19 protein-coding genes, 1 tRNA gene and 1 pseudogene are annotated in these 25,004 nt (G+C 50.0%); 11 read left to right on the top strand and 10 right to left on the bottom strand.

Annotation, left to right across the window (positions count from 1 at the left end):
• Nucleotides 1–29: 29 nt before the first annotated feature.
• From CCE91_RS00720 to CCE91_RS00685, 7 genes and pseudogenes are all read right to left on the bottom strand, one after another.
• A complete protein-coding gene (locus CCE91_RS00720; protein WP_086433346.1) occupies nt 30–3,038 on the bottom strand; it encodes a hybrid sensor histidine kinase/response regulator in 3,009 nt (1,002 codons plus the stop codon).
• A 591-nt stretch (nt 3,039–3,629) separates the two neighbouring features.
• Entirely contained in the window at nt 3,630–4,895 is a 1,266-nt protein-coding gene (locus CCE91_RS00715) for a serine hydrolase domain-containing protein (RefSeq protein ID WP_086433345.1), read from the bottom strand.
• Nucleotides 4,896–4,976: 81 nt separating this feature from the next.
• The gene (locus tag CCE91_RS00710) at nt 4,977–6,047 is read right to left on the bottom strand and encodes a helix-turn-helix domain-containing protein (protein WP_086433344.1); all 1,071 of its coding nucleotides are present in this window, start codon (nt 6,045–6,047) and stop codon (nt 4,977–4,979) included.
• 727 nt (nt 6,048–6,774) lie between these two features.
• A pseudogene (locus CCE91_RS12210) lies at nt 6,775–6,903 on the bottom strand (integrase core domain-containing protein); the annotation flags it as partial.
• A gap of 251 nt (nt 6,904–7,154) precedes the next feature.
• Nucleotides 7,155–7,231 (bottom strand) — tRNA-Arg (locus tag CCE91_RS00695).
• 198 nt (nt 7,232–7,429) lie between these two features.
• Nucleotides 7,430–8,038, bottom strand: a complete 609-nt coding sequence (locus tag CCE91_RS00690) for an outer membrane beta-barrel protein (RefSeq protein ID WP_157984156.1) — start codon at nt 8,036–8,038, stop codon at nt 7,430–7,432.
• A gap of 177 nt (nt 8,039–8,215) precedes the next feature.
• Nucleotides 8,216–9,160 carry a helix-turn-helix transcriptional regulator gene (locus CCE91_RS00685; protein ID WP_086433341.1) on the bottom strand — a complete coding sequence of 315 codons (945 nt, stop codon included), beginning with the start codon at nt 9,158–9,160 and terminating at the stop codon, nt 8,216–8,218.
• 126 nt (nt 9,161–9,286) lie between these two features.
• Here CCE91_RS00685 and CCE91_RS00680 point away from each other — a divergent pair, with 126 nt between their 5' ends.
• The 5 genes from CCE91_RS00680 to CCE91_RS00660 all read left to right on the top strand — a co-directional run bounded on the left by CCE91_RS00680 (nt 9,287) and on the right by CCE91_RS00660 (nt 16,026).
• On the top strand, nt 9,287–9,901 hold the full coding sequence (locus tag CCE91_RS00680) for a glutathione S-transferase family protein (protein ID WP_086433340.1): 615 nt from the start codon (nt 9,287–9,289) through the stop codon (nt 9,899–9,901).
• 161 nt (nt 9,902–10,062) lie between these two features.
• Nucleotides 10,063–12,153: a TonB-dependent receptor gene (locus CCE91_RS00675; protein WP_086433339.1), complete on the top strand. Its 2,091-nt coding sequence runs from the start codon at nt 10,063–10,065 to the stop codon at nt 12,151–12,153.
• 3 nt (nt 12,154–12,156) lie between these two features.
• Nucleotides 12,157–13,209 carry a PepSY-associated TM helix domain-containing protein gene (locus CCE91_RS00670; RefSeq protein WP_086433338.1) on the top strand — a complete coding sequence of 351 codons (1,053 nt, stop codon included), beginning with the start codon at nt 12,157–12,159 and terminating at the stop codon, nt 13,207–13,209.
• A 97-nt stretch (nt 13,210–13,306) separates the two neighbouring features.
• Nucleotides 13,307–15,091: a lysophospholipid acyltransferase family protein gene (locus tag CCE91_RS00665; RefSeq protein ID WP_086433337.1), complete on the top strand. Its 1,785-nt coding sequence runs from the start codon at nt 13,307–13,309 to the stop codon at nt 15,089–15,091.
• Between the two features lie 68 nt (nt 15,092–15,159).
• A complete protein-coding gene (locus CCE91_RS00660; RefSeq protein ID WP_086433336.1) occupies nt 15,160–16,026 on the top strand; it encodes a prephenate dehydratase in 867 nt (288 codons plus the stop codon).
• Here CCE91_RS00660 and CCE91_RS00655 read toward each other — a convergent pair.
• Nucleotides 16,016–17,167: a GGDEF domain-containing protein gene (locus tag CCE91_RS00655; protein ID WP_086433335.1), complete on the bottom strand. Its 1,152-nt coding sequence runs from the start codon at nt 17,165–17,167 to the stop codon at nt 16,016–16,018. The genes CCE91_RS00660 and CCE91_RS00655 overlap by 11 nt on opposite strands.
• A 160-nt stretch (nt 17,168–17,327) precedes the next feature.
• Between CCE91_RS00655 and CCE91_RS00650 the strand changes: the two genes are divergently transcribed.
• Nucleotides 17,328–19,394, top strand: coding sequence for a S9 family peptidase (locus CCE91_RS00650; RefSeq protein ID WP_086433334.1), 2,067 nt, complete (start codon nt 17,328–17,330; stop codon nt 19,392–19,394).
• Between the two features lie 3 nt (nt 19,395–19,397).
• Nucleotides 19,398–19,859 (top strand): hypothetical protein, encoded by a 462-nt coding sequence (locus CCE91_RS00645; RefSeq protein WP_086433333.1) that lies wholly within the window; start codon nt 19,398–19,400, stop codon nt 19,857–19,859.
• A gap of 2 nt (nt 19,860–19,861) precedes the next feature.
• Here CCE91_RS00645 and CCE91_RS00640 read toward each other — a convergent pair whose 3' ends face one another.
• On the bottom strand, nt 19,862–21,241 hold the full coding sequence (locus CCE91_RS00640) for an amidohydrolase family protein (protein WP_234996222.1): 1,380 nt from the start codon (nt 21,239–21,241) through the stop codon (nt 19,862–19,864).
• A gap of 126 nt (nt 21,242–21,367) precedes the next feature.
• Between CCE91_RS00640 and CCE91_RS00635 the strand changes: the two genes are divergently transcribed.
• From CCE91_RS00635 to CCE91_RS00625, 3 genes are read left to right on the top strand one after another with little or no spacing between them, the layout of a single operon-like run.
• On the top strand, nt 21,368–22,795 hold the full coding sequence (locus CCE91_RS00635) for a phospholipase D family protein (RefSeq protein WP_086433332.1): 1,428 nt from the start codon (nt 21,368–21,370) through the stop codon (nt 22,793–22,795).
• Between the two features lie 2 nt (nt 22,796–22,797).
• Complete coding sequence (locus CCE91_RS00630) at nt 22,798–23,220, top strand: YqaA family protein (protein WP_198677998.1); 423 nt, start codon at nt 22,798–22,800, stop codon at nt 23,218–23,220.
• A gap of 15 nt (nt 23,221–23,235) precedes the next feature.
• Nucleotides 23,236–23,721, top strand: a complete 486-nt coding sequence (locus CCE91_RS00625) for a YajQ family cyclic di-GMP-binding protein (RefSeq protein ID WP_086433331.1) — start codon at nt 23,236–23,238, stop codon at nt 23,719–23,721.
• Between the two features lie 7 nt (nt 23,722–23,728).
• Here the strand turns inward: CCE91_RS00625 and CCE91_RS00620 are convergent, their stop codons facing one another.
• On the bottom strand, nt 23,729–24,292 hold the full coding sequence (locus tag CCE91_RS00620; RefSeq protein ID WP_086433330.1) for a glutathione S-transferase family protein: 564 nt from the start codon (nt 24,290–24,292) through the stop codon (nt 23,729–23,731).
• Nucleotides 24,293–24,366: 74 nt separating this feature from the next.
• Here CCE91_RS00620 and CCE91_RS00615 point away from each other — a divergent pair, with 74 nt between their 5' ends.
• Nucleotides 24,367–25,002, top strand: a complete 636-nt coding sequence (locus tag CCE91_RS00615; RefSeq protein ID WP_086433329.1) for a DUF502 domain-containing protein — start codon at nt 24,367–24,369, stop codon at nt 25,000–25,002.
• Nucleotides 25,003–25,004 lie beyond the last annotated feature (2 nt).

The following is a 25,004-nucleotide window of genomic DNA, read 5'->3' as shown; positions in this document are numbered from 1 at the left end:
ATGTATCATTCCCTGTCGACTGCAGGGGGTTAAGGCAATGAGGCCCCATCGGTACCCGCCTTCTTTGTGGGCAGGATCACATCAAAAGTTGTGCCCGAACCAATGCGTGATGCAACCTCGATACGGCCACCCGCATTATTCACGATACCATAGCTGACTGATAGCCCCAGTCCGGTTCCTTTACCCACTCCCTTAGTTGTGAAGAACGGTTCGAAGATCCTCTCGCGTGCCTTTGCAGAGATTCCCACACCAGAGTCTATTACCCGGATATGAGCCCAGCCGGGTGCGCCGCATGCTACCTCGATGCGAATACTGCCCCCAGCTGGCGTAGCATCACGGGCGTTAGTAACCAGGTTAAGCAGCACTTGCTGAAGCTGTACCGGATCAATCACACAGATGCCGACGTCATCGCTGGCATCGATTGTCAACTTTATTGAAGACGGCACAAGGCGCTCCACGAGCCCCGAAGCCCGGACCACCTCATCCCGCAGCGACACCGCCGCAGGGCGCCCCGGTTCCTGGCGTGCGAAGGTAAGCAGTTGGCGCGATAGACCCACTCCTTGAGCCGCGGCGTTGAGTATAGGATTAATATCGCGCTGTATGTCTGCGTTGTCGGTGAAGCGCAACTGCAATGTTTCGGCACCACCGATAATAACCTGCAGGACATTATTGAAATCGTGCGCCACTCCGCTGGCCAACAGACCTATGGACTCCAGCTTTTGCGCCTGTTGCTGCTGCATTTCGCGCTGGCGCCGGCGCTGCTGGTACAGATGATAGAAGGTGCCTGCTGCTAATAGCGCCAACAATGCCAGTACACCCCAGAACAGTGGCGTTTGCAGCAAATGACGCCTTACAGTAACCGGAATTTCGGTGGATGACGACCATGGCCCCCGATCAATCCTCGCCTGCACGTTGAAGGTGAAATTACCGGCGGGCAGACCGTGATACAGCGCATGGCGCTCCGTGGCTGGGTACCAAGCGTCCTCCAAACCAAGCATGCGGTAGCGGTAGTTTACCCGCTGCGAATTAAGATACTCGGGTGCGGTGTAGCTAAACCTGAGCGGCGGCGGGTTCGGTGAAAGCTTAATGCCGGCATCGGTGGACAATGAGACCTCGCCAGCGTGCACTGCGTCGACATAAACCTGAGGTATGCGGGTATCCGACGCGACTAATGATGCCGGGTCGAACACTGCCACACCATCACTCGTCGGATACCACAGGCGACCATCGTTGCTACGCCACGCAGTGGGCTGGAAGCCGCCGTTGGTCTCGGTCCTAGGCATACCGTCTGCGGCGGTGAAGCGCTCCGTATATTCCAACTGCCCCCCCTCTTCCGCAACTGACTGCAGGGCATCATGAGTGACCCTGAATACGCCGCGATTGCCACTGAACCAGAAGTAGCCAAGGCCATCATCGAGCATGGAAAACAGGTGGGGGTCAGGCAGGCCGTTTGCCGTTGTCATGGTACTGGAAGTTTCACCATCATGGCGAAGCAGACCCCGCGCTGTCATAACCCACAGGTCGCCGTTTTCTTGTTCGTGAAAGGCAAATACCAACGGGCTCGGAAGATCCTTATTGTAGATCGGGCGTTCGAGCACGTCGTTCTTAAGCTGGTACACCCCATCACCATCGGTAGCAATAAGAAGCGTACCATCACGACGGCGGAATATCTGAGTGACTGCGGAGGTGACGGGTTTGCCAGAGGTCGTGTACGTACGTAGTTGACCATCCTGCAGACGCGCGAACCCCGTTGGAGAGCCAATCCACAACCCTCCAGACTCGTAGAGGATCGCCACTGCCGTCGTATTCATTAGCCCGTCACCCATGGCAATTACATGATCCAGCGACCCCTCGCGCAATAGCGATATACCCTCTCGTGTGCCGACCCATAGATCCCCATTCTCACCCTCGCTCAAGGAAAAAACCCAGTTGCTGGTAAGACCATCACGCTCAGTGATGACTTTCGTGTTGCGACCGTCATAGCGGACCAGCCCCCCTCCAAAGGTACCGATCCAGATCACGCCATTGCCCGTTTCTAGCACTGGCAACGCTGGACGTGACGGCAAGCCTTGCGCTGCAGTCAGTGGTAGCGCGGCACCGCGCGACAAGTGCACTAGCCCTCCGCCATGCATGCCAATCCAAACACTATCATCCGCGTCCTTGAGGAACGCCTTGATTGGGCCAGCGGGTAGTCCATGCTCCGGCAACAGCCAGTCGATTCCTTCATTGGCACACAGACGCCCGATGCCGCCGTCAGCAAGCCCTATCCAAATGGCTCCCTCCGCATCCTCGAGCAAGGCACTGACGTTACTCTCGACGCCCGCAACTCGCTTAAGAATTCCGGCTTCAAAACGAAAGAAACCTTCTCTTGCGCCAATCCAGAGTCCCCCTGAGCTGTCCTCCATTAGAGACAACACACTAAGTGTCTCCAGAATGTCATCATTCGCCGAAATATCGTAGACCCGTTGCTCCTTCGCGTACTGGACACCGGCGTTGCCATATCCAATCCAAACGCCACCTTCGCTCCGAGGCGCCAATACACTGATCTGCAAAGAGCGGGTATCTTCTAATACTGTCGGTTCACCGCCTTCTGGCCAAACGCGCACACCTTCCGAGCGCGAGCCCATCCAAAGGTTCCCGTCCGGTGCTTGCAGCAGTTGTCGCACCGGGATATCCACCGAGAGCAGTGCCGGATCGTCCGCACCCAGTTGCAGCAGTCCGGGTGAAACGCTCCCGGCAAGCAGGTCCCCATCAGGCGTCACAGCGAGCGACTGCATGTATTCCGGCGCATCGCCCAATACCAAGCCAAGATCGACGCGCTGGAACTCAGTACCATCGAAGCGCGCAAGACCATCCTCGGTCGCAATCCAGATAAAGCGGTCGGGTGTCTGGGCGATAGCGTACACCGCATCTAGAGGCAGACCATCGTCTGTCTGCCATGCCTTCATCCGGTATTGCGACAGCATCTGCCCACAATCGGCTATCGCCACGTTAGACAACAGCAAAAGAGAAACTGCAATATTAAGTCTTAAGGCCACTGGCTTGTTCCCCTTTCACGCCATGCTTTCATTCTAAATCGAGGTCTAGTCGTTCGTGAACTACAACAATAGCGAAAGATTAATAGGAAAGAACGCCGATAAGAATTTTTAAGCTATCTTCAAACTTGGATTTTGTCCAGTTTCGTGACATTAGCCTAAAACATTTATTTCGCTGCAATATCTACACGTCAAGCAGATTTTTAATGTGTAAACTTAAACGAGTAACTTTAGGTCAGGACAGCCCATTGCTACCTTAATCGCGCTACTCGAGCAAGCCTCATTTTGAGGTGTCAGGGTTGCCTTTAACGGAATGGATAAAAAAACAATAGATAGGGAAGGCCTGTTGCATGCTAAAAATTTTATACCTTCGGTACTGCGCATTGAGGCCATCGAGAAGTTGAAGTGGCATCAACAAAACGGAGACAGAGTCGTTATATAGACCTCGACAGCTATAACAAAATCTACGCCTACGGTGATACCAAAGAAGATGATGGATTACTTGCGTTAGCCGATGAAAACGAGCGGCCGCTTCCTTATTTGTCAATTTATAGATGTGCAATTAATCACTATATGTATATCAATACCGATACTTTATTGGGACTGCGATTGTTGCTGAGCCTTTATAAAAAACCGGGCAAGCTCAGTAGAGACACTGCCGAAATCCCAGAAGGTGTCGGTTTTGGTGTTTATATTCACCGCTACCGCCATCTTGTACTGGGGAATAACCATCAGCCAGCTCTGTGAGCCGCGCGAAACGCCACCATGATTGGCAATCATCAGCTCACCAATACCCTCACCATATTCGTACGTGGGCACGCGCCAGCCAAGAGCATACTTTTGCTCATTTTCTTCGCCGTTGTTGAGCCTTTGTACTGTCCAGAATTGCTTGCGAACCTCGGCCGAAATAAATTCATTATTCAGGAACCCCTGCCCTAGCTTAACCAAATCTGAGGGCGTTGAAATAAAGCCACCACCGGCCAGCCGATGACTCAAATCTACATTTCGCCAAGGCCTGACAACGGGTTTCGACTCATCGCTGCGCCAGTAGAAGCGCGCCATATCGGCCGTGGCTTCACCTATAGGCGGCTCGGGGTAAGTGTGTTCCATACCAAGCGGCGCAAACACTTGGGTTTGCATCAATTGCTGATAAGGAGCGTTACCGGCTTCCTGCATCACCGCACTAAGTAACACTGTGCCCAGGCTGGAGTAACTGAAGTCCTCGCTTGGGGCAAATAACAGGTCACTGTCGTCAAACAAATGAACCGCATCCAGTACATTCTCATAACGGGTGTTGATGGTCATAAATCGATAAAGACCTGCCCACTCCGTACTTTCACCGTAATGCGGAACGCCCGCCATATGCGAGGCCAGTTGCCGCGGCGTAATGTTTCTCCAGTTCGGATTCAGATTACCCACGTGCATGGTTGCCAAAGGCGTATCTAGACCCAAGGTATTTTCCTGCACCAGACGCGCCAACAACGTTGACGTAAGAGCCTTTGAGGTACTGCCGATACGAAACTGTGTTTGTCTGCTAACCGGCTTGTCAGCCTCTATGTCGGCCCAACCTGCGCCTCCTGCCCACACCAGCTTACCGTCAATCGCAACCGCAGCTGAAATACCCGGGCTGTTAATAGTTTGGCGATGCGCTTCAAGTATTGAAGTCGCGTTTTCGGCAGCTTGTGCATATCGATCATCTTCTACCTGAGAAAAGCTGGGGCTGTCAGCGGGAATTGTCACGTAGCCCCACGCAGGCATGGGAACCTTTCCTCCGTGGGAATAAAACTGATAAACAGGCGCGAGCATAATGTAGCTGGCGATAAGAATAAAAATAACGATGAATAAAGCAAACTTGCGCATTGCATGCTCCTGAACTTTCAATTAATGATGGTTCAGGAAACTAGACAGATTGGCGGTTAATGTCTTATTGATACTGAAAAGTTATGATCGTTTTTGAAATCGATCACGATATTCGCGGGGAGTCATGCTCATTTGTTGTTTGAAGGCCCGGTTAAAAGGCGCAATAGAATTAAACCCGGCTTCCAACGCAATGGTAAGTATGGACTCTCTGGCACGGTTTGGATCCGACAAAGCATCACGTACGGCCGGTATTCGATAACTATTCACGAACTGAGTGAAGTTATCAAAACCCATTTGAGAATTGATTACCTTGCGCAACTGATGCGACGGTACTTTTAATTCACTGGCCAACTGATTTATGGACAAACCATTGCGAGTGTAAAAACCGCGCTTCATGGTGTCGGCAAGCAGAGCAACTAACGGGTGCTCGTTGCTCTCAGTGTCTTTCTTTTCTGCACTAGAATTGTCTGGGACAGAAAGAGATTCCGTTGATGCGCCTTTTGAGGTCTGGATATATCTCCAGGTGAAGTAAACACTTACCAGCAACGCCGTAATTGCATTGCCAAGGCTGAACAGCCAGTAGTCTTTAAAATTCGACTGGCTGAGCTCAACCAGTGTTAACAGCACCATATAAAAACTGATAGCGGTGATCATAATCAGCCGAAGTCGCCGGCGCCTTTCAACCAGATCATCTTCAAAACCTTTAATTGCATCTATCAGAATGTACACCAATATCGACAAGCCCAACACGTGGTGCAGGTCGTGATAAATTCCCCGCCCGGCCTCGACCAAGAAGAAATAGCTCAGCCACAACAGCCACCCGACGACAAGCAACTGTACCCACCGGGGCGCAGCGGACAGTATTAATTTATCTCTGGTATGCAGCCAGTAAAGGTTTAGCAGTGCAAGCGGAGTGAGGTCTGTGAGCAATAGCAGCGGTGGGCGCAGCCAGCCATAGTGGTGATTCGCAATAGGTGCGGTAAGTAGCAGATAGGCAATACAACAAACCAGCAGAAACACATAGCTTAAGGCTAGTTTTGGCGCAGCGCGATAACAGATATTCAGCAGCAAACTGAACAGCACGCCAACGGCGGCAAAGCGACCAAATAAGTCCACAATCTGCAGCGGGGTCAGCAGTATAGAATTGTCCATAGGGTGGTACTTAACTCAGACCGTTGAGAATTACGAGAGTAAAACTTATGCGGGGGTTATTCAACAGGGAGTGTCTAGTGAACTAGTGGCGATTCATATAGCTGAATTAAGCTAGGCATATGACGACTAGCTTTAATCAAACTCTTATCAATCGTTTGATAACTAAATAGTTATAATTGAAATGTTTATGACTTATCAATTTAAAAAATATAAGAACCACTAAAGTCTATTATTATCATTCCTATTTCGGCCTAAGTAAGAGAAGCCAATGGCTACTGATATCACGGCAAAAAAATCAAACAAGAGGTCAAGATACTTGATGTAAAAAGTTTTATCTCCCCAAAAAATGGAGGGGAGTACAATAAAAATAACGTATGGGATCGTTATGATTAATATGATAGACACAGCAGTTCTAACATTTTTTTTCATATTGCACCTAAATTTATAAAGAGCGGCCAATAATGGCCGCTAAAATATACTAGTCTCATTTATCACCCAAATAGTTTTCTGTACGCATATCGTCTCGGCCGCTCGTGCAAGGCCATATCCAAAGCTTCCTAATTGACCCAACCCGAAACCGATAGGCCCACCGATAACGGCTCCCAAAGGCCCTCCAACTACAAGGCCTATACCGCCACCAGTACAGTACTCGAGTAACTAATTGATGTCTCTACAGCATTGACCTTTCCCCTGAAATAACACCACATTTTCAATGAGATTTCAGTTTTTATGCCACATGTTTTGCATATTCAGCTGGCGGTAAATAATTCAGTGAACTGTGAGGTGTTTCCTCGTTGTAATGGCGCTGCCACTACTTAATGTCGTAACGTGCTTCGTCCAAAGTGCGGAACCAGTGCAGGTAAAAACTATTGTCCTTTGCATAATCGATCTTTTTACTTTGGGGTAGTATTAGAAAAGAGGCAAAGGTCAAAATCATTGGTCTAAATTTTAGCGATGAAAACCCCGGTCACGATCTGGACACAGAATGGACACAGCCTTGATCCACCGAAAAATCAGTCACAACAGCTAGCGGCCACACCGAAAAAGCAGAAAAGAGAAGAATTTAGAGTAGATACGAAAGGGATAAAATAACTGCAGACCAAGAAATGGCGCACCCGAGAGGATTCGAACCTCTGACCTCTGCCTCCGGAGGGCAGCGCTCTATCCAGCTGAGCTACGGGTGCATTATTAGGTTGTGACTTTGGCATTGCAGCGGGGGTTGCTGATGCGTTAAGTCGCGCTAGCAGCAGATGTGTTAGCGAGCGGGGATTGTAGGGAATTATGGGGCGTATGTCTAGCTTGAAGAAGGTGCGCAGAGAGCTTCAGGCACAAAAAAACGCGGCACCTCAATAAGTAACCGCGCTTTTGTTTAACCGACAGGTTTAGAAGTGGTAGCTAAGGCCCACTTTAAAGCCGTCTAAATCGCCAAACTGAGCTTCACCCGTCGCAGCAAAGTTCTTCGTGATAAAGAACTTCACGCCAGCTGAGTATGAAGTAAAGTTTTCGTCTTCCATGTCGACCCAGCTTGCTTCACCGTTTAGCTCAATACGATCACCCAGCATAACCTTCACGCCACCGAAAGCACCGTAGTCAGTTTCGCTTTCTGAAGCGATATCAAACTCGCCATCTGAGCCAAAACCGAAGTCCGCTTTCAGGTATTGAGCCTGTGGACCAAGGTAGAACGCTGCATTTTCAGCGTCACCGACAATGAAGCCTAAGCGTGCATAACCGACATCCAAGTCAAGTTCTTCTCCGCCGGTCCAGTCGCCTGAAAGTTGTGCGTAGCTTGCGGATAAGAACCAGCGTTCACCTAGCTGGCTGGAAATTTCTGCTTCATAACCATCAAACGTAGTATCAGCTTCATCGAGCTCGATGTAGCTACCACCGATGTAACTAAAGGATGGCTCTTGCGCTTGTGCTGACGGAGCAGCTAAGCCTAAACAAAGAGCGGCAGAAATAGCAGTAGGAATAAAAAGTGTTTTTACGTTCATGTAACTAACCTCCATTGAAATCATTGGCGTAAGATTGGCCCTGAACATCAGGTATTACAAGGGTTTGCAGCCGTCTTAGCGTAAAAGTTCAGTTAAGAAAGAGGTTTTTTACATTTCCTTTTCAGTTGGTGGTCGTTCTCTCGTCACATTCTTTACATTCGCCATCGTCACTAACTGTTAACAGTAACTCATAAGCTTCTCGGCGCGCTCACGCAAGGCTTGTTTCAAGCTGTCGGGGCCTATAATGGTAAAATCGAACGGTAACCGCGCCAGCCACCAGGCAAACCAGTGCGTGCTGTCCACCATGGTTTCAATATATAGCGCGTCGCCCTCAGGCTTTAATATGCTGGCACTTGAGCCCAGCTCTCTGGTGGCGGTGTCCAGATCGGTATGTAGTAAAACGCGAACCGCCAAATTTCCGGGCATGTTACACAGGTTCTCATTGAACTGCTCGGCGGCGTTGTAGTTGGTGGGCCGTTCAAACTTATCTTTAAGTAGTGTTACTTCTGCTAGGCGGTCTAACCGGAAAATGCGCAATGCCTGGCGCAGGTGGCAAAAACCACCGATATACCAATGGCCAAGCCTGTAGAACATGCCATAAGGATCTAACTCACGCTCTAACCCGGCTTTCTCTTTGCCAACGTAAATTATCTGTACCCGCCGCTGGCTTTCTATGGCTTCCATTAATGGCATGAGTAACGCCTGCTCTTGCGGCAAGCCACCGTCTGGTAATAGCAAATTCGTGTGCTGCGTAATGGATCGGGCGCGTGCCTGAATATGCTCTGGCATCACCCGCTCTAATTTAGCCTGAACGCTGGTTAGCGCAGGCGAAGCATCTGTTAATTGCAGTGTTTTCGCGGCCAGCAACCCTAACGACAGCGCCAGCGTTTCTTCGTGGGTGAACATCATGGGCGGCAGCTTAAAACCAGCCACTAGCATATAACCACCATGCGGCCCCTGCTCTGTGGTTACCGGAATACCTAAATCTTCAAGCGCTCGAACGTAACGCCTTACTGTGCGTTTATCTACGCCAAGCATTTCAGCAAGTTCGCTGCCGTTCAGGCGTTTATGGGACTGCAGTAGCTCCAGTAACGCTAATACTCGTGTGGTTGGCCCAGTCATTTATTTCCTATGCATTAAGTTCTAAAAATAAATTTTCGTAAAGATTTTTATATAGGACTAATAATGACCTATACCACGACTATAGTTCGAAATAGTAGTAAACCCCATTAAAAAAGGAGCAACCTGATGTCAAAAAATAATAAAGAAATCGTGTTCTACACTAACCCTGAATCCCGGGCCTGTATTGTTCGCCGTATGCTGGAAGAGGTTGGCGCTAAATACACCACGAAGGTGCTTGATTATAACGGCCAGATGAAAACGCCTGAGTATCTGAAAATTAACCCTTTAGGTAAGGTTCCGGCAATAACGCACGGCGATCTGGTGGTTACCGAAACAGCCGCTATTTGTGCGTATCTTGCCGATCAGTTTCCAGAAAAGAACTTAGCGCCGGCCCCAGACAGCCCTGAACGTGGAACCTACTACCGCTGGCTGTTCTTTGGTGCCGGTCCGGTAGAACTGGCAACCAGTGCCAAAGCCTGTGGCTGGGCTATTGAAGGGAACGAGCAGATGGTTGGCTCGGGCACTTTGAACGAGGTTATGGCAGCCCTTGAACTGGCCATTTCCAAAGGCCCATTTATTTGCGGCGAGCAATTCACCGCCGCCGACGTTTACATTGCAAGCCATATTGGCTGGGGTATGCAATTCAAAACGCTGGAAGAGCGAGACTCGTTCAAAAGCTATGTGGAACGCGTTGACGAGCGCCCGGCTATAAAGAAAGCGGCCTACTGGACGCGGAATTGATTGCTAATAAAGCCAGCGCTTAAATAACTTAAGGCATAGGCGGCCAGAGCTTGTGGCTGCCTATTTCACTGACTAACAAGAACAATATAAACCTATCAGCCTTGACTTCGTAATGAGAATGATTATCATCAGCATAAAATTTGTGACGGATAAGGATTCTCATGTTTAAGAAATCGCTTTCGCTAACTATTGCTGCTTTGTTATCAACGTCTGCTGCGGCTCAGCAAACGGATGTTGATGAAACCATTACCATTACGGCCTCTCGCACCACGGTTCCACAAAGTGCTATTCCGGCAACAGTTACTGTTATTGAAGGTGACGAACTCCGCCAGCAACTAAGCGTAGCCGAGTCTTTATCCGATATTCTGGGTAACCTTATTCCTGCTTATTCTCCATCGCGTCAAAAGCTCACCAGCTCCGGTGAAACGCTGCGTGGCCGCGAGCCGCTTTACTTAATTGACGGCGTGCCGCAGTCAAATCCATTGCGTAACGGCGCCCGAGCAGCTTACACCATCGACCCATTCATGATTCAGCGCGTGGAAGTTATTCATGGCGCCAGCGCTATTCAGGGCATGGGCGCCAGTGGCGGTATTATTAATATCGTGACTAAGAGTGCAGAAGAAGGCACCAACCACGAGGTGAACGCCGGCTTTACTGCACCCGATTCGGAGTTCTCTGACGGCCTAGGCTATCAGGCTGGTTACCTGCTGCGACACGACCGTGGTCAGTGGGACTTAGTGTTTGGTGCGCAATACCGCGATACCGGCATGTACGTAGACGGCGAAGGCCAGTTAATTGGTGTGGATACCGCCCAAGGCGACACCATGGACTCTAAGAGCTACGACTTATTTACCAAAGTTGGTTACGACATTGATACGCAACAACGTCTTGAGTTCATGTTGAATCGTTTTGATATGTCCGGTAACGGTGACTATTACTCGGTGGGCGGCGACCGCGCTGCAGGCGAGCCAACTTTATCGGTAAAAGGTGCCTACCCGGGTGACGCACCAGAAAATGAAGTAACCACCTCAAGCCTGACGTATAGCAACAGCAACTTTCTAATGGCAGATTTAAACTGGCAGCTGTTCTTGCAGGACTTTTCGGCGCTGTACGGCGGCGGCACTTATGCCACTTTCCAAGATCCGGCCTACGGCGACGAGCTCTTTGATCAGTCGCGTAACGACTCTCGTAAATATGGTTCACGCGTTACCTTAAACTGGAACAATATTCAGCAGTCACCAATCTCTGTCAGTGCTGGTTTAGATTTCTTAAACGACAAAACCTTTCAGGAGCTGGCGCAAACAGGTCGCAAATGGGTACCGGAAACTGAATTCCAAAACTGGGCGCCATACGCGCAGCTGCGATATCAAGCCAACGGCCTGACTTTAAGTGGTGGTTTACGCTATGAGTACGGCAAGTTAAAAGCAAATGACTTCACCACCTTAGCCTCGTACGGTTCGGTTTTTGTTGAAGGCGGTGAACCCAGTTTTAATGAATTACTGACAAACGTGGGTGCGGTTTATGCTTTAACTGATCAATGGCGCGTATTTGCCAGCTACTCGGAAGGCTTCAGCATGCCCGATGTGGGCCGTGTATTACGTGGTATTTCGACACCCGACTTAAGTGTTAGCAACTTCCTGGACTTGCAGCCGGTTATTGCTGATAACGAAGAAGTTGGCCTTGAATATCGCGGCGACGCACTCACGGCGTCTATCAGCTATTTCCGTTCGGGTTCCGACTTAGGTGCTCGCTTGCAGGCCGACGCTGATGGTTTTTACAGCGTTCAGCGGGAAAAAACGGACATTGATGGTATTGAATTCAGTGCAACCTATGCGCTATCTACCAACACCGCCATTGGTTTGAACTACGCCGACACTAACGGTAAGTACGACAGCAATGATGATGGCTCGGTCGACACTAAGCTGGGTGGTCGTAATATTGCACCGAAACGCGCCAACTTGTTCTGGTCGCAACAGTGGACAGACTTGGTCAGTAGCCGCGTACAATTGAATAAGCTCTTTGACCGCAATATTTATACTGGCGCGGAAGCCATTAATAACTTTGACGGCTACCACACGGTAGATGCGACCTTTCTGATTGAAACGCGCGATATGGGACAGTTCTCGGTTGGTATCGAAAACCTACTGGACGAGTACTATTTCACTTACTACGCGCAAACCGTAGGTGGTGACAACCGCAACTTCACCGGGCGCGGACGTACCATGAGCCTAACTTGGAATTATCAGTGGTAAGCAATGACGTTTAAGCGAAAGCTGCCCACACTGACACAATGCCATCGCTGGCTGGGCTTAACGCTCAGCCTTTGGCTTTTGTTAATGGCGGTGAGCGGCAGCATTTTGCTCTACAAAAATGAGTATTTAAGCTGGCAGTACCCTCAACTGCAACTGGCGGAGCCTGTAACTCAGCACCAAGCCGCCAAAATACTTGACCACCATCATACCGGGTACGCGCTTATGCCGACACATGATCGCCCCTGGCTGGAAATCGTTGACACTGATAGAACCCACTATTACTACAACGCTACCGGAGGCCTGTTGCTAGAGCGCACCTATTTGGGTGACCTAACCAGCTGGCTAGTCGAATTACACCATGATTTACTACTAAAAGAACTTGGCAAGGACATTCTGGGCGTTCTTGGTATTGCCAGCCTCGCTTTAATCATTACTGGCCTGGCCCGCTGGTGGCCGCGTCAGGGGGTGTCGCTGCGGGCCTTAACGGTGCGATTTTATAACCCTTTTTCCCGCCGTGGAATGCAAACTCTGTGGCAGTCACACCGTTTTATCGGAGTGGTGCTTTTTATTCCTATTTTCATCGGGCTAAGCACAGGCACAGCCGTTATGTATGCTGCGCCTGTGAAGTCATTCCTAGTGGCAGTGTTGCCGTTTCAGAGCAAGAATAATCAGCCGCACCAACTTATTAATGAGGTTACTGCCAAGAACTGGCAGCAACGCCTGGATGTTGCGCAGCAGACTTTGCCAACAACTGATGCTCGTCTCCTTTATTTAGAAGAGCCGCGTATTCGTTTGAAGCACCATGATGAGTGGCACCCGAATGGACGCAACTATGTAAACTTCAGTGACACCGGCACGCTCAGTGAAGTAACCAATACCCGTCACACGCCGCTTGGCAATCAGGTTTCCAATACCATTTACCCGTTACATGTTGCCGCTATGGGTGGCTGGTTGTATCAACTGGTGATTCTGTTGTCCGGTATTGCGCTTATTTTACTGCCGGTTAGCGGCATCTGGTTTTACGCGAAGCGCTGGCAACGCACTACGCATTCATAGTTCAACGAGCAAGCTGTCACGAAAGCTTCACTGAAATGTCACCAGAATCTCACCTAAACAGCACAGGATAGGTCAAACCCATAATGGGAGATTGACCATGCACCAGGCTCGTCCGAATTCAAGTATTGAAGAACAAATTTTCGCTCGTTTACCCGCTATTGCTCGCCAGCCCTGGCTTGAGCGTCCGGTTCGCAAAGCCCTGAAAAGTTTATGTCACGAGCAGGACTTCGAAAGCTTTCTAAGCACGCACAGCCACCGGGTTGGTAGTGACTTCGTTAGCGACATTCTGGATTATTTCGAATTTGACTATTTAGTGTCGCCACGAGCGATCGAAAATATTCCCCAGCAAGGCCGGGTGGTTATTTACGCCAACCACCCTATTGGCTCGCTGGACGGCATTGCGCTGCTGCACATGGTGCGGCAGGTGCGCCCCGACGTGCGTATTGTTGCCAATCAATTGCTGTGGGGCTTAACGCAACTGCGCCCTATGCTGCTGCCGGTTACTAATATTGGCGGCCGTGCCGGCAAGCTGCAATTGCAGCGTATTCACGAATTTCTGGCCAACGAAGGTGCGGTCATTATATTCCCCTCGGGCGAGGTTTCACGGCTGCGCCCGCAAGGTGTGCGCGACACGCACTGGCAATCGGGCTTCGTTAAAATTGCCCGGAAAACCAATACGCCTATGTTACCTATTCATGTGCAGGGGCGAAATTCCTGGTCGTTTTACGGCTCGTCCATGGTTCACAAAACTCTGGGTACGCTACTGTTGATTAAAGAAATGTTCCGTCAGCGTGGTGGGCAGGTGCGCTTTACTGTGGGTCAGGCTCATCAACCGGGTGTTGCCAATATGAACTCTCGCGAAGCCGCAAGCCACCTGCGCAAGCAGTTATATAGCCTGGCTAAAATTGCCAAACGTAAAGCGGCGCCTGCAGCCAACGCCCCCCGCGCCATTGCCTATGCCGAGTCACCGTTGGCGGTTCGCGATGCACTGACGCAACAAGAGTTATTGCTGGAAATGCCGAACGGCTTACAACTTTACCTTTACTACGCACAACCCGATTGCCCGGTGCTGCGTGAGCTCGGTCGCGTGCGTGAGCAAGTGTTTCGGGCCATTGGCGAAGGTACGTCTAAGCGCTGCGATGTAGACACTTATGACCAAAGCTTTGCGCACCTTATTTTATGGCACCCACAGCATATGAAAATTGCCGGAGGCTACCGCCTTGGTGTTGCCGATGCGAACTTTCAGCAGTTCGGGCAAGGTGGTGTTTACACGGCGTCATTGTTTAACCTGCGGCAGGCTTTCTCACGCTACATTCGCAACGGCATTGAGCTGGGTCGCAGTTTTGTATGCGAAGCCTACCGTGATCGCTACAGTCTGGACTACTTGTGGCTGGGCATTGGCGTGTTTCTGCGCAAGTATCCACAGCAACGCTATTTATTTGGTCCGGTGAGTTTAAGCGGTGATTTTCCGGCGCCCGCAAAAGACTTGATTGTGGCTTATTATCAGCACTTTTATCCGGCCTCAGCGCCGTTAGCGGAAGCGAACCGGCCTTTTGAAATCAGCGCAGCACGTACGCAGCAATTCCAACAGATGCTGGCAGCCGCTGCAGCAGATAGCAGTGACCTAGACGCACAAAAAGCCTTTGTATTTCGCGAACTAAAAGCACAGCTGAAATTATTGAATTGTGCTCTGCCACCGCTGTTTAAGCAGTATAGCGAGCTATGCGAAGCCGGCGGCGTGCAGTTTGCGGCCTTTAGCGTCGACCCTGACTTTAACAATAGTGTGGATGGTTTGGTGATTGTGGATTTACACAAGCTGAAACCAGCCAAGCGCCAGCGTTATCTTGAGCAGCACAACAATGACATGGCGAAAGCGTCATAAACACTAGCGGCAGCCCGCTACTTTAGGCACACTGGAGGTTCACTCAAACAGGCACAAGGAAAAGGTACATGAAGTTGGTTACGCTGGGCCCGGCCGGGACATTTTCCGAAATTGCTGCCCGCCGCTATGCCGCTCAACTGGCTACTAGTCCTGAGCTTTGTTTTGAGTCCAGTTTGCAACGTACCCTGGCGCGGCTGAACGACGATTGCGATATCGCCGTGGTGCCAATTGAGAATATTGCTGAAGGCTTTGTGTCACCGGTAGTCGATTACCTGTTGCGCACACCGCTACAAATTGTGGCTGAACTGCGGGTACCTGTGCATTTTAGTTATGTAAGTAATAGCCTCGCGCCCACCAAAATCTACGCGCAATTTGTGGCGCAAGGTCAGTGCGGTGAGTTTTTAGCCAGTACATTCGCTGCTAGTTCGCAAACAACTCAACTGGTTACCACCGGCAGCAACACCGAAGCCCTGCAGGTGCTACTGAATACCCCAAATAGCGGCGCCATAGTGCCTACACATTGCGTGGCAGAGCTTTATGCAGACAATCTTCGCGCGGCAAACTTGCAGGTTACGCATGAAGTAGCCGACTACCCCCACAATGAAACGCGTTTTATTGCTTTGCAGAACAAGCAACAGCGGCTAGCACCCCAGCCTGGCGTGGCCTATAAAACCAGTGTGTTGTTAGTAGATGACGACGACCACCCGGGTTTGCTGGCCGACAACTTGCAGCTGTTTGCGCGCCACCAAGTGAACCTGACCTCTATTGTGTCACGGCCTACAGGCACTAAATTTGGGAATTATCACTTCTTTTTAGATTGTGAAGGGCATAGTGAAAGCCAAGGTTTAATGCAGGCAGTTGCGGCTATTCGCCGCCAAAGCCGGCTGGTGCTGCTAGGTAGTTACCCAAGTGCCATAAGCGCCGTTAATGACTAACCACCACCTGATTACGGCCGCGCTCTTTGGCTTCGTATAGTGCGGCATCGGCTTCGGCTAATAGCTCCTGCAAATGTTCATGCTTTTGCACTCGATTAATCACGCCAATACTTACCGTCAGGTTAATCGATTTGCCCTCTACTTCACACGGATGCTCTGCTATCTGAGCACATATACGTTTACTGACACGCTCGGCTTGAGCACCGTTGGCGCCCGCTAGAGCAATGGCAAACTCTTCACCACCAATGCGCGCCGGCACGTCTGTTTCACGTAACTCGGCTCTTATATGCTGAGCCACCCAGGCTAAACAGTGGTCTCCCACCACATGCCCGTACTCATCGTTCACTTGTTTAAAGTAATCTAAATCCAGCATCAACAGACTAAAATTACTATCGGTGTGCTTGGCTTCTATAAACTGCTTGCCGGCCCGCTCAAAGAAGGCACGGCGGTTTAGCAGTTTGGTTAAATCATCAATATTGGCCAGATTGGTCAGGTGTTGCTCGCTGGTCACAAATACCAGTAATGGGAACACCATGGCGGTACACACGGTAAGCAAAATATGGCTGATCAGCAGGGTTTCTAGCAGCAATGCCACCTGCCCCGACTCGCCGAAGTACAATGAGGTACCCAACATAGCTGCCTGCGACAGCATGGCCACCGCATGAATACCGAAGAGCATGGTAAGCAGGTATTTAGGTAATGGCGGCCTGCTATTAAGGCCACGCAGTAAAACCACGGCGCGGAAAAATATAACTGCAATAACGACACTGGTAACCAGTTGCGCCCACGCCGGTTTAGAGAACGACATCGCCAACGCAAGAGTAACCAGCGCAGCGCTAACTAGCAGCCATAATTTAAAGCGCCTGCTCATACCTCTACCCAGATATGAGCGAATGCCCAGTAACGCCAGCAGCGGCCCGCCGATAAACAAAATATCGGCAACGAATATGGTGAGTAGCGGGAAATCGATAACAGTTCGGGTGCTGGCCACAATAGCCGCAATGGCAAATACGAAACAAGATGCCGACCAGTAAATAAAGCAATCCAATTTGCGATGGATTTGATAAACCACCAGCATTAACGCAGCGAGCAAAAAGTTCACCGTAATAGCAATAATGATCAGGGTGGGCAAATGCACCATAGTTAACCTGCACCTAGTTACGATAGCTAAATGATAAGCTAATTTTTTGTTAAGCAACAAACCGTTTATCGGTATTGTGGCAGCTTTGGTCTATTAAGCATTGCATGCTTACGTTAGCTTTGCTTAGCTAGACCACTATTTGTTGACGCAGGAAATTGCTATGAACCTTCTGAAAACGGTTGTACCCGCACTACTAGTAGTGGCTATGGGCGGAATGAATCCGGCTCAGGCCAATACTGACAAGCCTCATTTGGCTCCGGAAGATATCTTCGAGCTTGAGCATGCCAATAGCGTACAAATTTCGCCTAACGGCAAGTATGTGGTTTATGTTCGCAGCAGCTTTAATGTTATGACTGACAACACCAGTCACAGCCTGTGGTTAATTGACGTAACCACTGGCAAGCACACGCCTCTGTTTGCCGACCAACACAGTTATGGCAACCCAAGCTGGGCACCCGACAGCAATCGTTTAGCATTTACTTCGAACCGTCAGGGTCGCAATCAAATTCATGTGCATTGGCTGGAAGAACAACGCACCGCACAAATTACTGAAGTGCAACAGTCACCTTCGCAACTAAGCTGGTCAGCAAACGGGGAACAGTTAGCCTTTATGATGGGCGTGCCAGCAGATGCAACCGACTTTGCCCGCAGCGTGTATCAACCGAAAAAGCCGAAAGACGCAGAATGGGGCGCAACCCCAATTGTGGTTGAGCGCACCTATTACCAGCGTGACGGCCGCGGGGTGATGTCGTCCGAATACAGTCAGATTTTCGTGGTTCCAGCCACAGGTGGCAGTGCTCGTCAGTTAACCGAAGGACCGTATAACCACAATGGTCCGTTAACTTGGTTACCGGATAACAATACCCTGGTATTTTCCGCCAACCGTAACGAGAATTGGGAATACGAAGGCTCAGAAAACAATTTATGGCAGCTCAATGTTGCTTCCGAAGAATTGACCCAGCTAACCGATATTCCGGGGGCAGAATATGCCGCTACGCTGTCTCCAAATGGCCGTAAACTCGCCTTCCTGCATCGTTCCAACGAACCGGTCGCTTACAAAAATACTAAGCTGCACGTGATGGACTGGAATTCAAAACAAACCACCGCACTATTAGCCGACTTTGACCGTTCGGTAGAAAGCCCAAGCTGGCTAAACAATACCAAACTGGCATTTCAATACGCCGATAGAGGCCGCAATAAAGTGGCTGAAGTGGACCTGAATAGTCGCCGCAGTGATTTGGTGGATGATCTTGGTGGTGTGTACGTAAGCCGCCCTTACTTAAGTGGCATGTACTCAGCCTCTGCCGGCACCGGTGCTATCGCCTATACCCGTGGCACTGAATATCGCCTGGCCGATGTCGCTGTGTTTGACAGCAGCAAAGCGAAAGGTAAACAGAAGCAGATATTTACTCAGTTGAATGAAGACGTACTTGGCCAGCGTAAGCTTGGTGAAGTGCACGAAATCAACTATGAATCCAGTTTCGACGGTACTGAAATTCAGGGTTGGTACATTACCCCACCCGACTACGACCCATCGAAAGAATACCCGCTGATTGTTGAAATTCACGGTGGTCCGCATTTGGCCTACGGACCTTTCTTTGCAGCTGAGCATCAGCGTTATGCGGCTGAAGGTTATGTGGTGTTCTACAACAACTACCGCGGCAGTACTTCTTACGGTGAAGACTTCGCCTTGTTGTTGGATGGTTTCTATTCGTCTGAGCGCGACTTTGCCGACCACATGTCGGGCATTGATGCCTTAATTGAAAAAGGTGTGGCCGATGCTGACAACCTTTATATCGCCGGTGGCTCTGCTGGTGGTATCGCAACCGCTTATGCAGTTGGCTTAACCGATCGATTTAATGCGGCCGCAGCCACGAATCCGGTGATAAACTGGGTGAGCAAAACACTAACGGCTGATAGCTCCATGGGGCAAATTGCCAACCAATTCCCGGGCATGCCATGGGAAGAGTTAGACCATTACTGGAAACGCTCGCCGCTGTCTGTGGTTGGTAATGTGAAAACGCCAACGCTATTATTTACTGGTGAGGAAGACCGTCGGACGCCAATTTCTGAAACTGAACAATTTTATCAGGCCCTGCAGTTATTGAAGGTAGATACTGCTATGGTACGCGTACCTGATGCTTATCACGGCGTAACCGCCAAGCCGTCGCGGGTTATTGCTAAAATTGAGCATACGCTGGCCTGGTTCGCCCAATACCGGAAATAATTGATGAAATACGCTCGCTGGTTGCTGCTGATTGGAATTGGAGCTTTGGTTCTGCTGGGGTCAGCAGGCAACTGGTCAGTGTTTTTAAACCCTTTCCCGGTGTTTTTTATACTGTTCTACGTAATTTCAGGAACCGTATTAACCGGCGGGGTGAAAGGGCTTAGCGCCACGGTTCGCGGTGCGAAACTACTGCGCGCCCGGGCGCACATGTCTACCACTACTTCGCAGAACTTATTACGCCTGTTCCGGCGTCAGCTTTGGGCTACCTATTCAGCTGGCGTTGTGGCGTTTGGTATTGGTGCTATTTCGATTCACTTTTACGCCAGCAAAGCTACTATGACACCGGACTACAGCTATGTGTATGCGGTGAATCTGGTGAGCTTGTTTTATACGGTAATTATTGCGGAGTTTGTGTTTCGGCCCCTGCTGCGTAAGCTGCAGGAGCCGTTTCACTTTTCTATTTAAAGCTATTCGGCGTAAGCCGCGCTTATTTCCTTCAGCTTCTTATCCATTTCAGCACGACTGTGCCAGTGGCCTTGCGCCATGACACCTAAAGGCTCAGCTACAGTGCTAAGGTCGTTCAATGGGTTCTCAGAAACCAGCACTAAGTCAGCACGGTGACCTACGTCAATGGACCCAAAACGGTCGTTCTTAGCAAAGTAATCACCCACTAACCGGGTTGCCGACCACAGAATGTCGCCGTTGGAAATGCCGGCTTCCGACATTTTCGCCATTTCGTGACGAACGGAAAAGCCCGGCACACTGAACAACTGCGGCGCATCGGTACCAAACAACACCGGCACACCACCATCGTGTAAAGCTTTCAATAAGCGGTCACGATTGTCTGCCTGAATTTCAGCTGTGGTGGTATTCAAATAAGGGTTGTCGCGCTCGGACAAAAAGCCCACCCAACGTTCACGCACTTGCGCAGGCACGTATTGTAACTCTTCGTAGCTCGTAAGCTCGGAGCTGTCGGCGGCTCCAATTAACGTTTCCCACAACGCCTGAGTAGGTACTACGGCACCACCGTATTCGCGCGTAAGCGCTACTGCCTGATGCAATTGGGCATCGGTAATAGGCGTGGTGAGCGCATTCACGTACTCCAAGTACCCGTCCAGATGATCAATGGTGCGCTGACCGGCCATTAAAGCTCGCCCTAACCCTACGGAACTTGGCACATGGCCGGCAAAGTCAATGCCCAGAATACGCGCCAGCGAGGTAACCTCGCGATACTCTTCCAGCGTTAACCCCGGGTGAATCTTAAGCAAGTCCCAACCCTCTTCAACCTGGTCTCGTACCCGCATTAGCGCCTGTTCAGTGGAGCGCACTGAATTACCGCTAAAGCTTGGTCCGGCCAGATAAAGTGTTGGGCCTACCCGGTCGCCCGAACGAATGTCCGATTTTAGCTGTAGCTGGTGCGAATGCCCCAACATGCCGCGCACCGTGGTAACGCCGCCAGTTAAATACAAATACAGCACATCGTTTAAGTAGCGCGAGGGAATACCTTCAAATGAATTAGCTGGCGGCACATGGCCATGCATTTCGGCTAAGCCGGGTATTAAATAGGCCTGATTTGCATCAATGACCATGGCATCGGCCGGAATATCCACATTCGCGCCAACCGCAATAATTCGATCGCGCTTGATCAGCACTTGCTGATTACGAACAACCTGGTTGGCGCTGCTCACCATGGGTAAAACATTCACATTCACAATAGCCCGGTATTCACTGTCAGAATCGGTTTGCACCTGAGTAACCGGATGGGTTTCGCTGTCGGGCGCTGGTTGCTGCGCACAAGCGCTCAGCAGCAAAGCGGTACCTACAGCAAAGATACGATAGAGGTTCATCGACGTTCCTGTTGTTTCAAATAAAGCATGCTAAATTAGTAACATGTTTTTACCCTAAAGGACTATTCAATTCGGTGATTATTGCCATCTGTTTGTCTCCATTTACTACCCCAAGGTTAGCTTATCGTGCTTGATAACACCGCCGTTACCAGCGGCCGCTGGGCCGAGTTTGTAAACCAACACGCTGCGGCCAGTGTTAGCAGTGGTTATCGCCTTTTAGCCAATGGGGCTGACGCTCTGGAAGCACGCCAGGTCAGTACCCGCTGCGCGCACAGCCGCGTTTGTATTCAAACCTATATTTGGGAAGACGACGACAGCGGCCGACTATTAATGGCTGAGTTGTTAACCGCCGCCAAACGCGGAGTGCAAGTATACCTGCTGCTGGACGACATGGATGTGCGCGGCAATGACTACGCGCTAGCCCTGCTGGATCAACATCCAAACATTCATATTCGTTTATTTAACCCCTTCCGGTTTCGCTTTTCACCGGTACATGCGTTGGTTGAGGTTATTCTACGCGGTAGCGAATTAAACCATCGTATGCACAACAAAGCCTGGCTTGTTGACGGCCTGTTCGCTGTGATTGGTGGCCGCAACATTGGCGATGCCTATTTTGACCGCAGCCAGGAAACGAATTTTATTGATTTGGATATGGCAGTGGTTGGCGGCGAAGCGGCGGCAGCGGAAACGTCGTTCTGGAGTTACTGGCAACACCCATTAGCCATTCCCGTTCATCGGCTAAAACGATTGCGCAAAGCGGCCCGCGCCTGGGAAAAGCACCCACTGTGGCTTAAATTAAAACATCTTCCTGAAATGGCTGATGCCATAACCCAAAAGCCACCTAAGCTAAATGACGACAGTCGTTGGCTTTCGCCAAATTATTATCAGTGGCACGCCAATGCTCAGTTTATTGCTGACAACGCCAACAAAGTACAACGCACCAACCAACAGTCCGCGGGTGTGCTGCAAGCCATTTTGTTTCGCTTTGCCCGGGCCAAACAACAGGTGCACATTATTTCGCCCTACTTCACCCCGGGCGAAGCTGGAGTTGCTATGCTGGCTTCCATGGTTGCAAAAGGTGTGGAAGTGAAAGTGCTGACCAATTCCTTAGCCAGCAACGATGTTCTGTTCGCGCACAGCGGTTATGCCAAGCGCCGCCGCAGCTTGTTAGCCGCTGGCGTAAAGCTGTTTGAAATGAAAGCCGAGCAAAAGTCCCGCCTACGCTTGAGTACAGCCAAGGCAAGCCTGCACAGCAAAGCCTTGGTAATTGATCAGCAGGAGGTTTTTGTAGGTTCATTCAACTTGGGTGCCCGCTCGGCGATGATCAATACAGAACTGGGCATTTTCATTGATGATAACGACATGGCTAACCGTCTTATTAATATTTTTACCGAAAGCACTCGCAGTGAAATTTGCTACCGCCTGCGTTATATCAACCAGCGCGTGGTGTGGCAGGACACTCAGAACTGTTACTTGCGCGAACCCGATAGCCGTTGGTGGCGCCGCCTGTTAGCATGGTTGGCACAACAGCTACCATTGGAGTCACAGTTGTAATCATGGCTTATCTGAGTTTATTTGGAATGGCCTTTTTAGCCGCCACCATTTTGCCGGCGTACTCAGAGATCCTACTGATAAAGCTGCAGAATGATGGTTACCCGGTAGCCTGGTTATGGTTTTGGGCAACACTTGGAAACACGCTTGGTTCGGCGGTGAACTGGGTGCTAGGTCGTTATTGCCTGCACTTCCAGGACCGCCGCTGGTTTCCGTTTAAGAAAGACAAGCTGGCAAAAACGCAGGCCTGGTTCCAAAAGTATGGAGTATGGACTTTGTTGTTAGCCTGGGCGCCAATTGGCGGCGATGCACTGACTTTTATAGCCGGTGTGATGCGGGTTAACTTCTGGCTGTTTTTCTTACTTACGATGATCGGAAAAGGCGCGCGCTACGCCGCCGTGCTTGGTATCATACATTGGCTATTTTAATGGAGGAAATACCCTATGCCATCTTTTGATGTGGTGTCTGAGGTCGACGAAGTCGAATTACGTAATGCGGTTGAAAATGCCCGGCGGGAACTGTCCACTCGCTTTGATTTTCGTGGTGTGGAAGCCAGCATTGAACAGAAAGAATTTACCATAACGCTGAAAACCGAATCGGATTTCCAACTGTTGCAGCTGCGAGACCTTTTTTATGGTAGTTGTGCAAAGCGCGGCATTAGTACCGCTGGTGTTGAGTGCGAAGATGAGCCGGTACACTCAGGTAAAAGCTACAGCTTTAATATCAGCTTTAAGCAGGGTATTGAGCAGCCGGTTGCCAAGAAAATGATCAAGCTGTTAAAAGACAACAAGCTGAAAGTGCAAGCTGCGATTCAGGGCGATAAAGTTCGCGTTACCGGAAAGAAACGCGATGACCTGCAAGAAGCCATCGCGGTACTGAAGAAATCAGACATTGAACAGCCGCTGCAATTCGAAAACTTTCGCGACTAACAAGTTACTAACCCAACGCCGGGTGAGTATTGGCAAAACTTGGATGCTGATCCACCCGCGCTAGCATGGCTTGTAGATTTGGCCAGTCGGTAATAGTAATGAGCTTGCGGAAAATAGCCCAACTTAAATAACAGGCTAAGCGCAGTTCGCCGTCACTAACGTCGGCACCCACCTGGCCCCAATCGCGCTTTTCTAATGCAACCAGCGAGGCATCAACCCGTTCTTGCTGGCGCGTTAAATAGCTACTTTGCTCTGGTGTTAAGCCATCTTTACTGAGTAAAAATAAGTTAATACTGGTATCGAGCAAGGTATTTGCCAGGCAAAATAGGTCATAATCCTGAACTGAACTAAAAAATTCCTGACCAGCCTGCTCGCGAATATACTTTAGAATAGCTGCGGAATCATGCAGCACCAGCCCATCAACTTCAGCAAAAGGTACTCGCTTAGTTGGGCTTAGCTTGCCGCTCGTCGCCTGGTCGGCTTCTGCAAACGTATAGTTCTGCCCAGTTTGTGCCAGCGCAACACGGCAATGGCGCACAAATGGCGATGTATAACTTCCATAAAGCTTCATAGCCACACCTCATTTTGGAATATGGTAAAATTTCTGAATCCACTCAAGCCTAGTGCGAAACAAGGATGACTACAATGAAAAGAGTGCTGCAGTCGTTAGTTAAAGGATTGGCAATACTACTGCCAATTATTCTCACCATAACGCTAGTTCGCTGGTTGTTAGTCACTATGGAAACCTGGTTAAAGCCATTGTGGCTGATGGTGCTGCCAGAATTCTATTATTTTCCTGGGTTAGCTTTTATAAGCTTTTTGATTATTGCCATCATTATGGGATTCAGTTCACGCTGGCGCTTATTTTATGGTGTATGGATGATTCCCGGGCGCGTAATGGAAAAACTCCCGGTGATGCGCCAGCTATACGCCACCATAAACGATATTTTCGAATTAATGTCGGGCAAAAACTTTACCGAAGAATCGGTGGTGTTGGTAACCTTACCTGGCTCGCACATGCAGCTTATTGGCATTGTTACCAAAAAGAGCGGTGTAAAAGGCGATATGATTTCGGAATGCTTAGACGAAGACCAAATTGCCGTGTATTTACCCATGAGTTACATGGTGGGCGGTTACATGGTCATGGTGCCGCGCAACTGTACCACCAACCTGGATATGAGCCCTTCAGATGCCATGCAGCTGGTTATTAGCGGTGGTTTAGGCAAAGGTCAGCGTACCGAACCTGCAGAATCTGATACTAAAAACAAATCAAAGGAGTAGTC

It is taken from the genome of Pseudidiomarina planktonica (assembly GCF_900177775.1).
Taxonomy (GTDB): Bacteria; Pseudomonadota; Gammaproteobacteria; order Enterobacterales; family Alteromonadaceae; genus Pseudidiomarina; species Pseudidiomarina planktonica.
This window is presented reverse-complemented; position numbering and strand designations above follow the sequence as displayed.

Excerpts from the sequence above, each read along its gene's own strand:
- CCE91_RS00655 (WP_086433335.1), bottom strand. The coding sequence starts at position 17,167 with ATGGTGCATTTGCCCACCCTGATCATTATTGCTATTACGGTGAACTTT.
- CCE91_RS00660 (WP_086433336.1), top strand. The coding sequence starts at position 15,160 with ATGAAGTTGGTTACGCTGGGCCCGGCCGGGACATTTTCCGAAATTGCT.
- CCE91_RS00625 (WP_086433331.1), top strand. The coding sequence starts at position 23,236 with ATGCCATCTTTTGATGTGGTGTCTGAGGTCGACGAAGTCGAATTACGT.
- CCE91_RS00620 (WP_086433330.1), bottom strand. The coding sequence starts at position 24,292 with ATGAAGCTTTATGGAAGTTATACATCGCCATTTGTGCGCCATTGCCGT.
- CCE91_RS00680 (WP_086433340.1), top strand. The coding sequence starts at position 9,287 with ATGTCAAAAAATAATAAAGAAATCGTGTTCTACACTAACCCTGAATCC.
- CCE91_RS00615 (WP_086433329.1), top strand. The coding sequence starts at position 24,367 with ATGAAAAGAGTGCTGCAGTCGTTAGTTAAAGGATTGGCAATACTACTG.
- CCE91_RS00685 (WP_086433341.1), bottom strand. The coding sequence starts at position 9,160 with ATGACTGGGCCAACCACACGAGTATTAGCGTTACTGGAGCTACTGCAG.
- CCE91_RS00640 (WP_234996222.1), bottom strand. The coding sequence starts at position 21,241 with ATGAACCTCTATCGTATCTTTGCTGTAGGTACCGCTTTGCTGCTGAGC.
- CCE91_RS00670 (WP_086433338.1), top strand. The coding sequence starts at position 12,157 with ATGACGTTTAAGCGAAAGCTGCCCACACTGACACAATGCCATCGCTGG.
- CCE91_RS00650 (WP_086433334.1), top strand. The coding sequence starts at position 17,328 with ATGAACCTTCTGAAAACGGTTGTACCCGCACTACTAGTAGTGGCTATG.
- CCE91_RS00675 (WP_086433339.1), top strand. The coding sequence starts at position 10,063 with ATGTTTAAGAAATCGCTTTCGCTAACTATTGCTGCTTTGTTATCAACG.
- CCE91_RS00690 (WP_157984156.1), bottom strand. The coding sequence starts at position 8,038 with ATGAACGTAAAAACACTTTTTATTCCTACTGCTATTTCTGCCGCTCTT.
- CCE91_RS00715 (WP_086433345.1), bottom strand. The coding sequence starts at position 4,895 with ATGCGCAAGTTTGCTTTATTCATCGTTATTTTTATTCTTATCGCCAGC.
- CCE91_RS00645 (WP_086433333.1), top strand. The coding sequence starts at position 19,398 with ATGAAATACGCTCGCTGGTTGCTGCTGATTGGAATTGGAGCTTTGGTT.
- CCE91_RS00665 (WP_086433337.1), top strand. The coding sequence starts at position 13,307 with ATGCACCAGGCTCGTCCGAATTCAAGTATTGAAGAACAAATTTTCGCT.
- CCE91_RS00630 (WP_198677998.1), top strand. The coding sequence starts at position 22,798 with ATGGCTTATCTGAGTTTATTTGGAATGGCCTTTTTAGCCGCCACCATT.
- CCE91_RS00710 (WP_086433344.1), bottom strand. The coding sequence starts at position 6,047 with ATGGACAATTCTATACTGCTGACCCCGCTGCAGATTGTGGACTTATTT.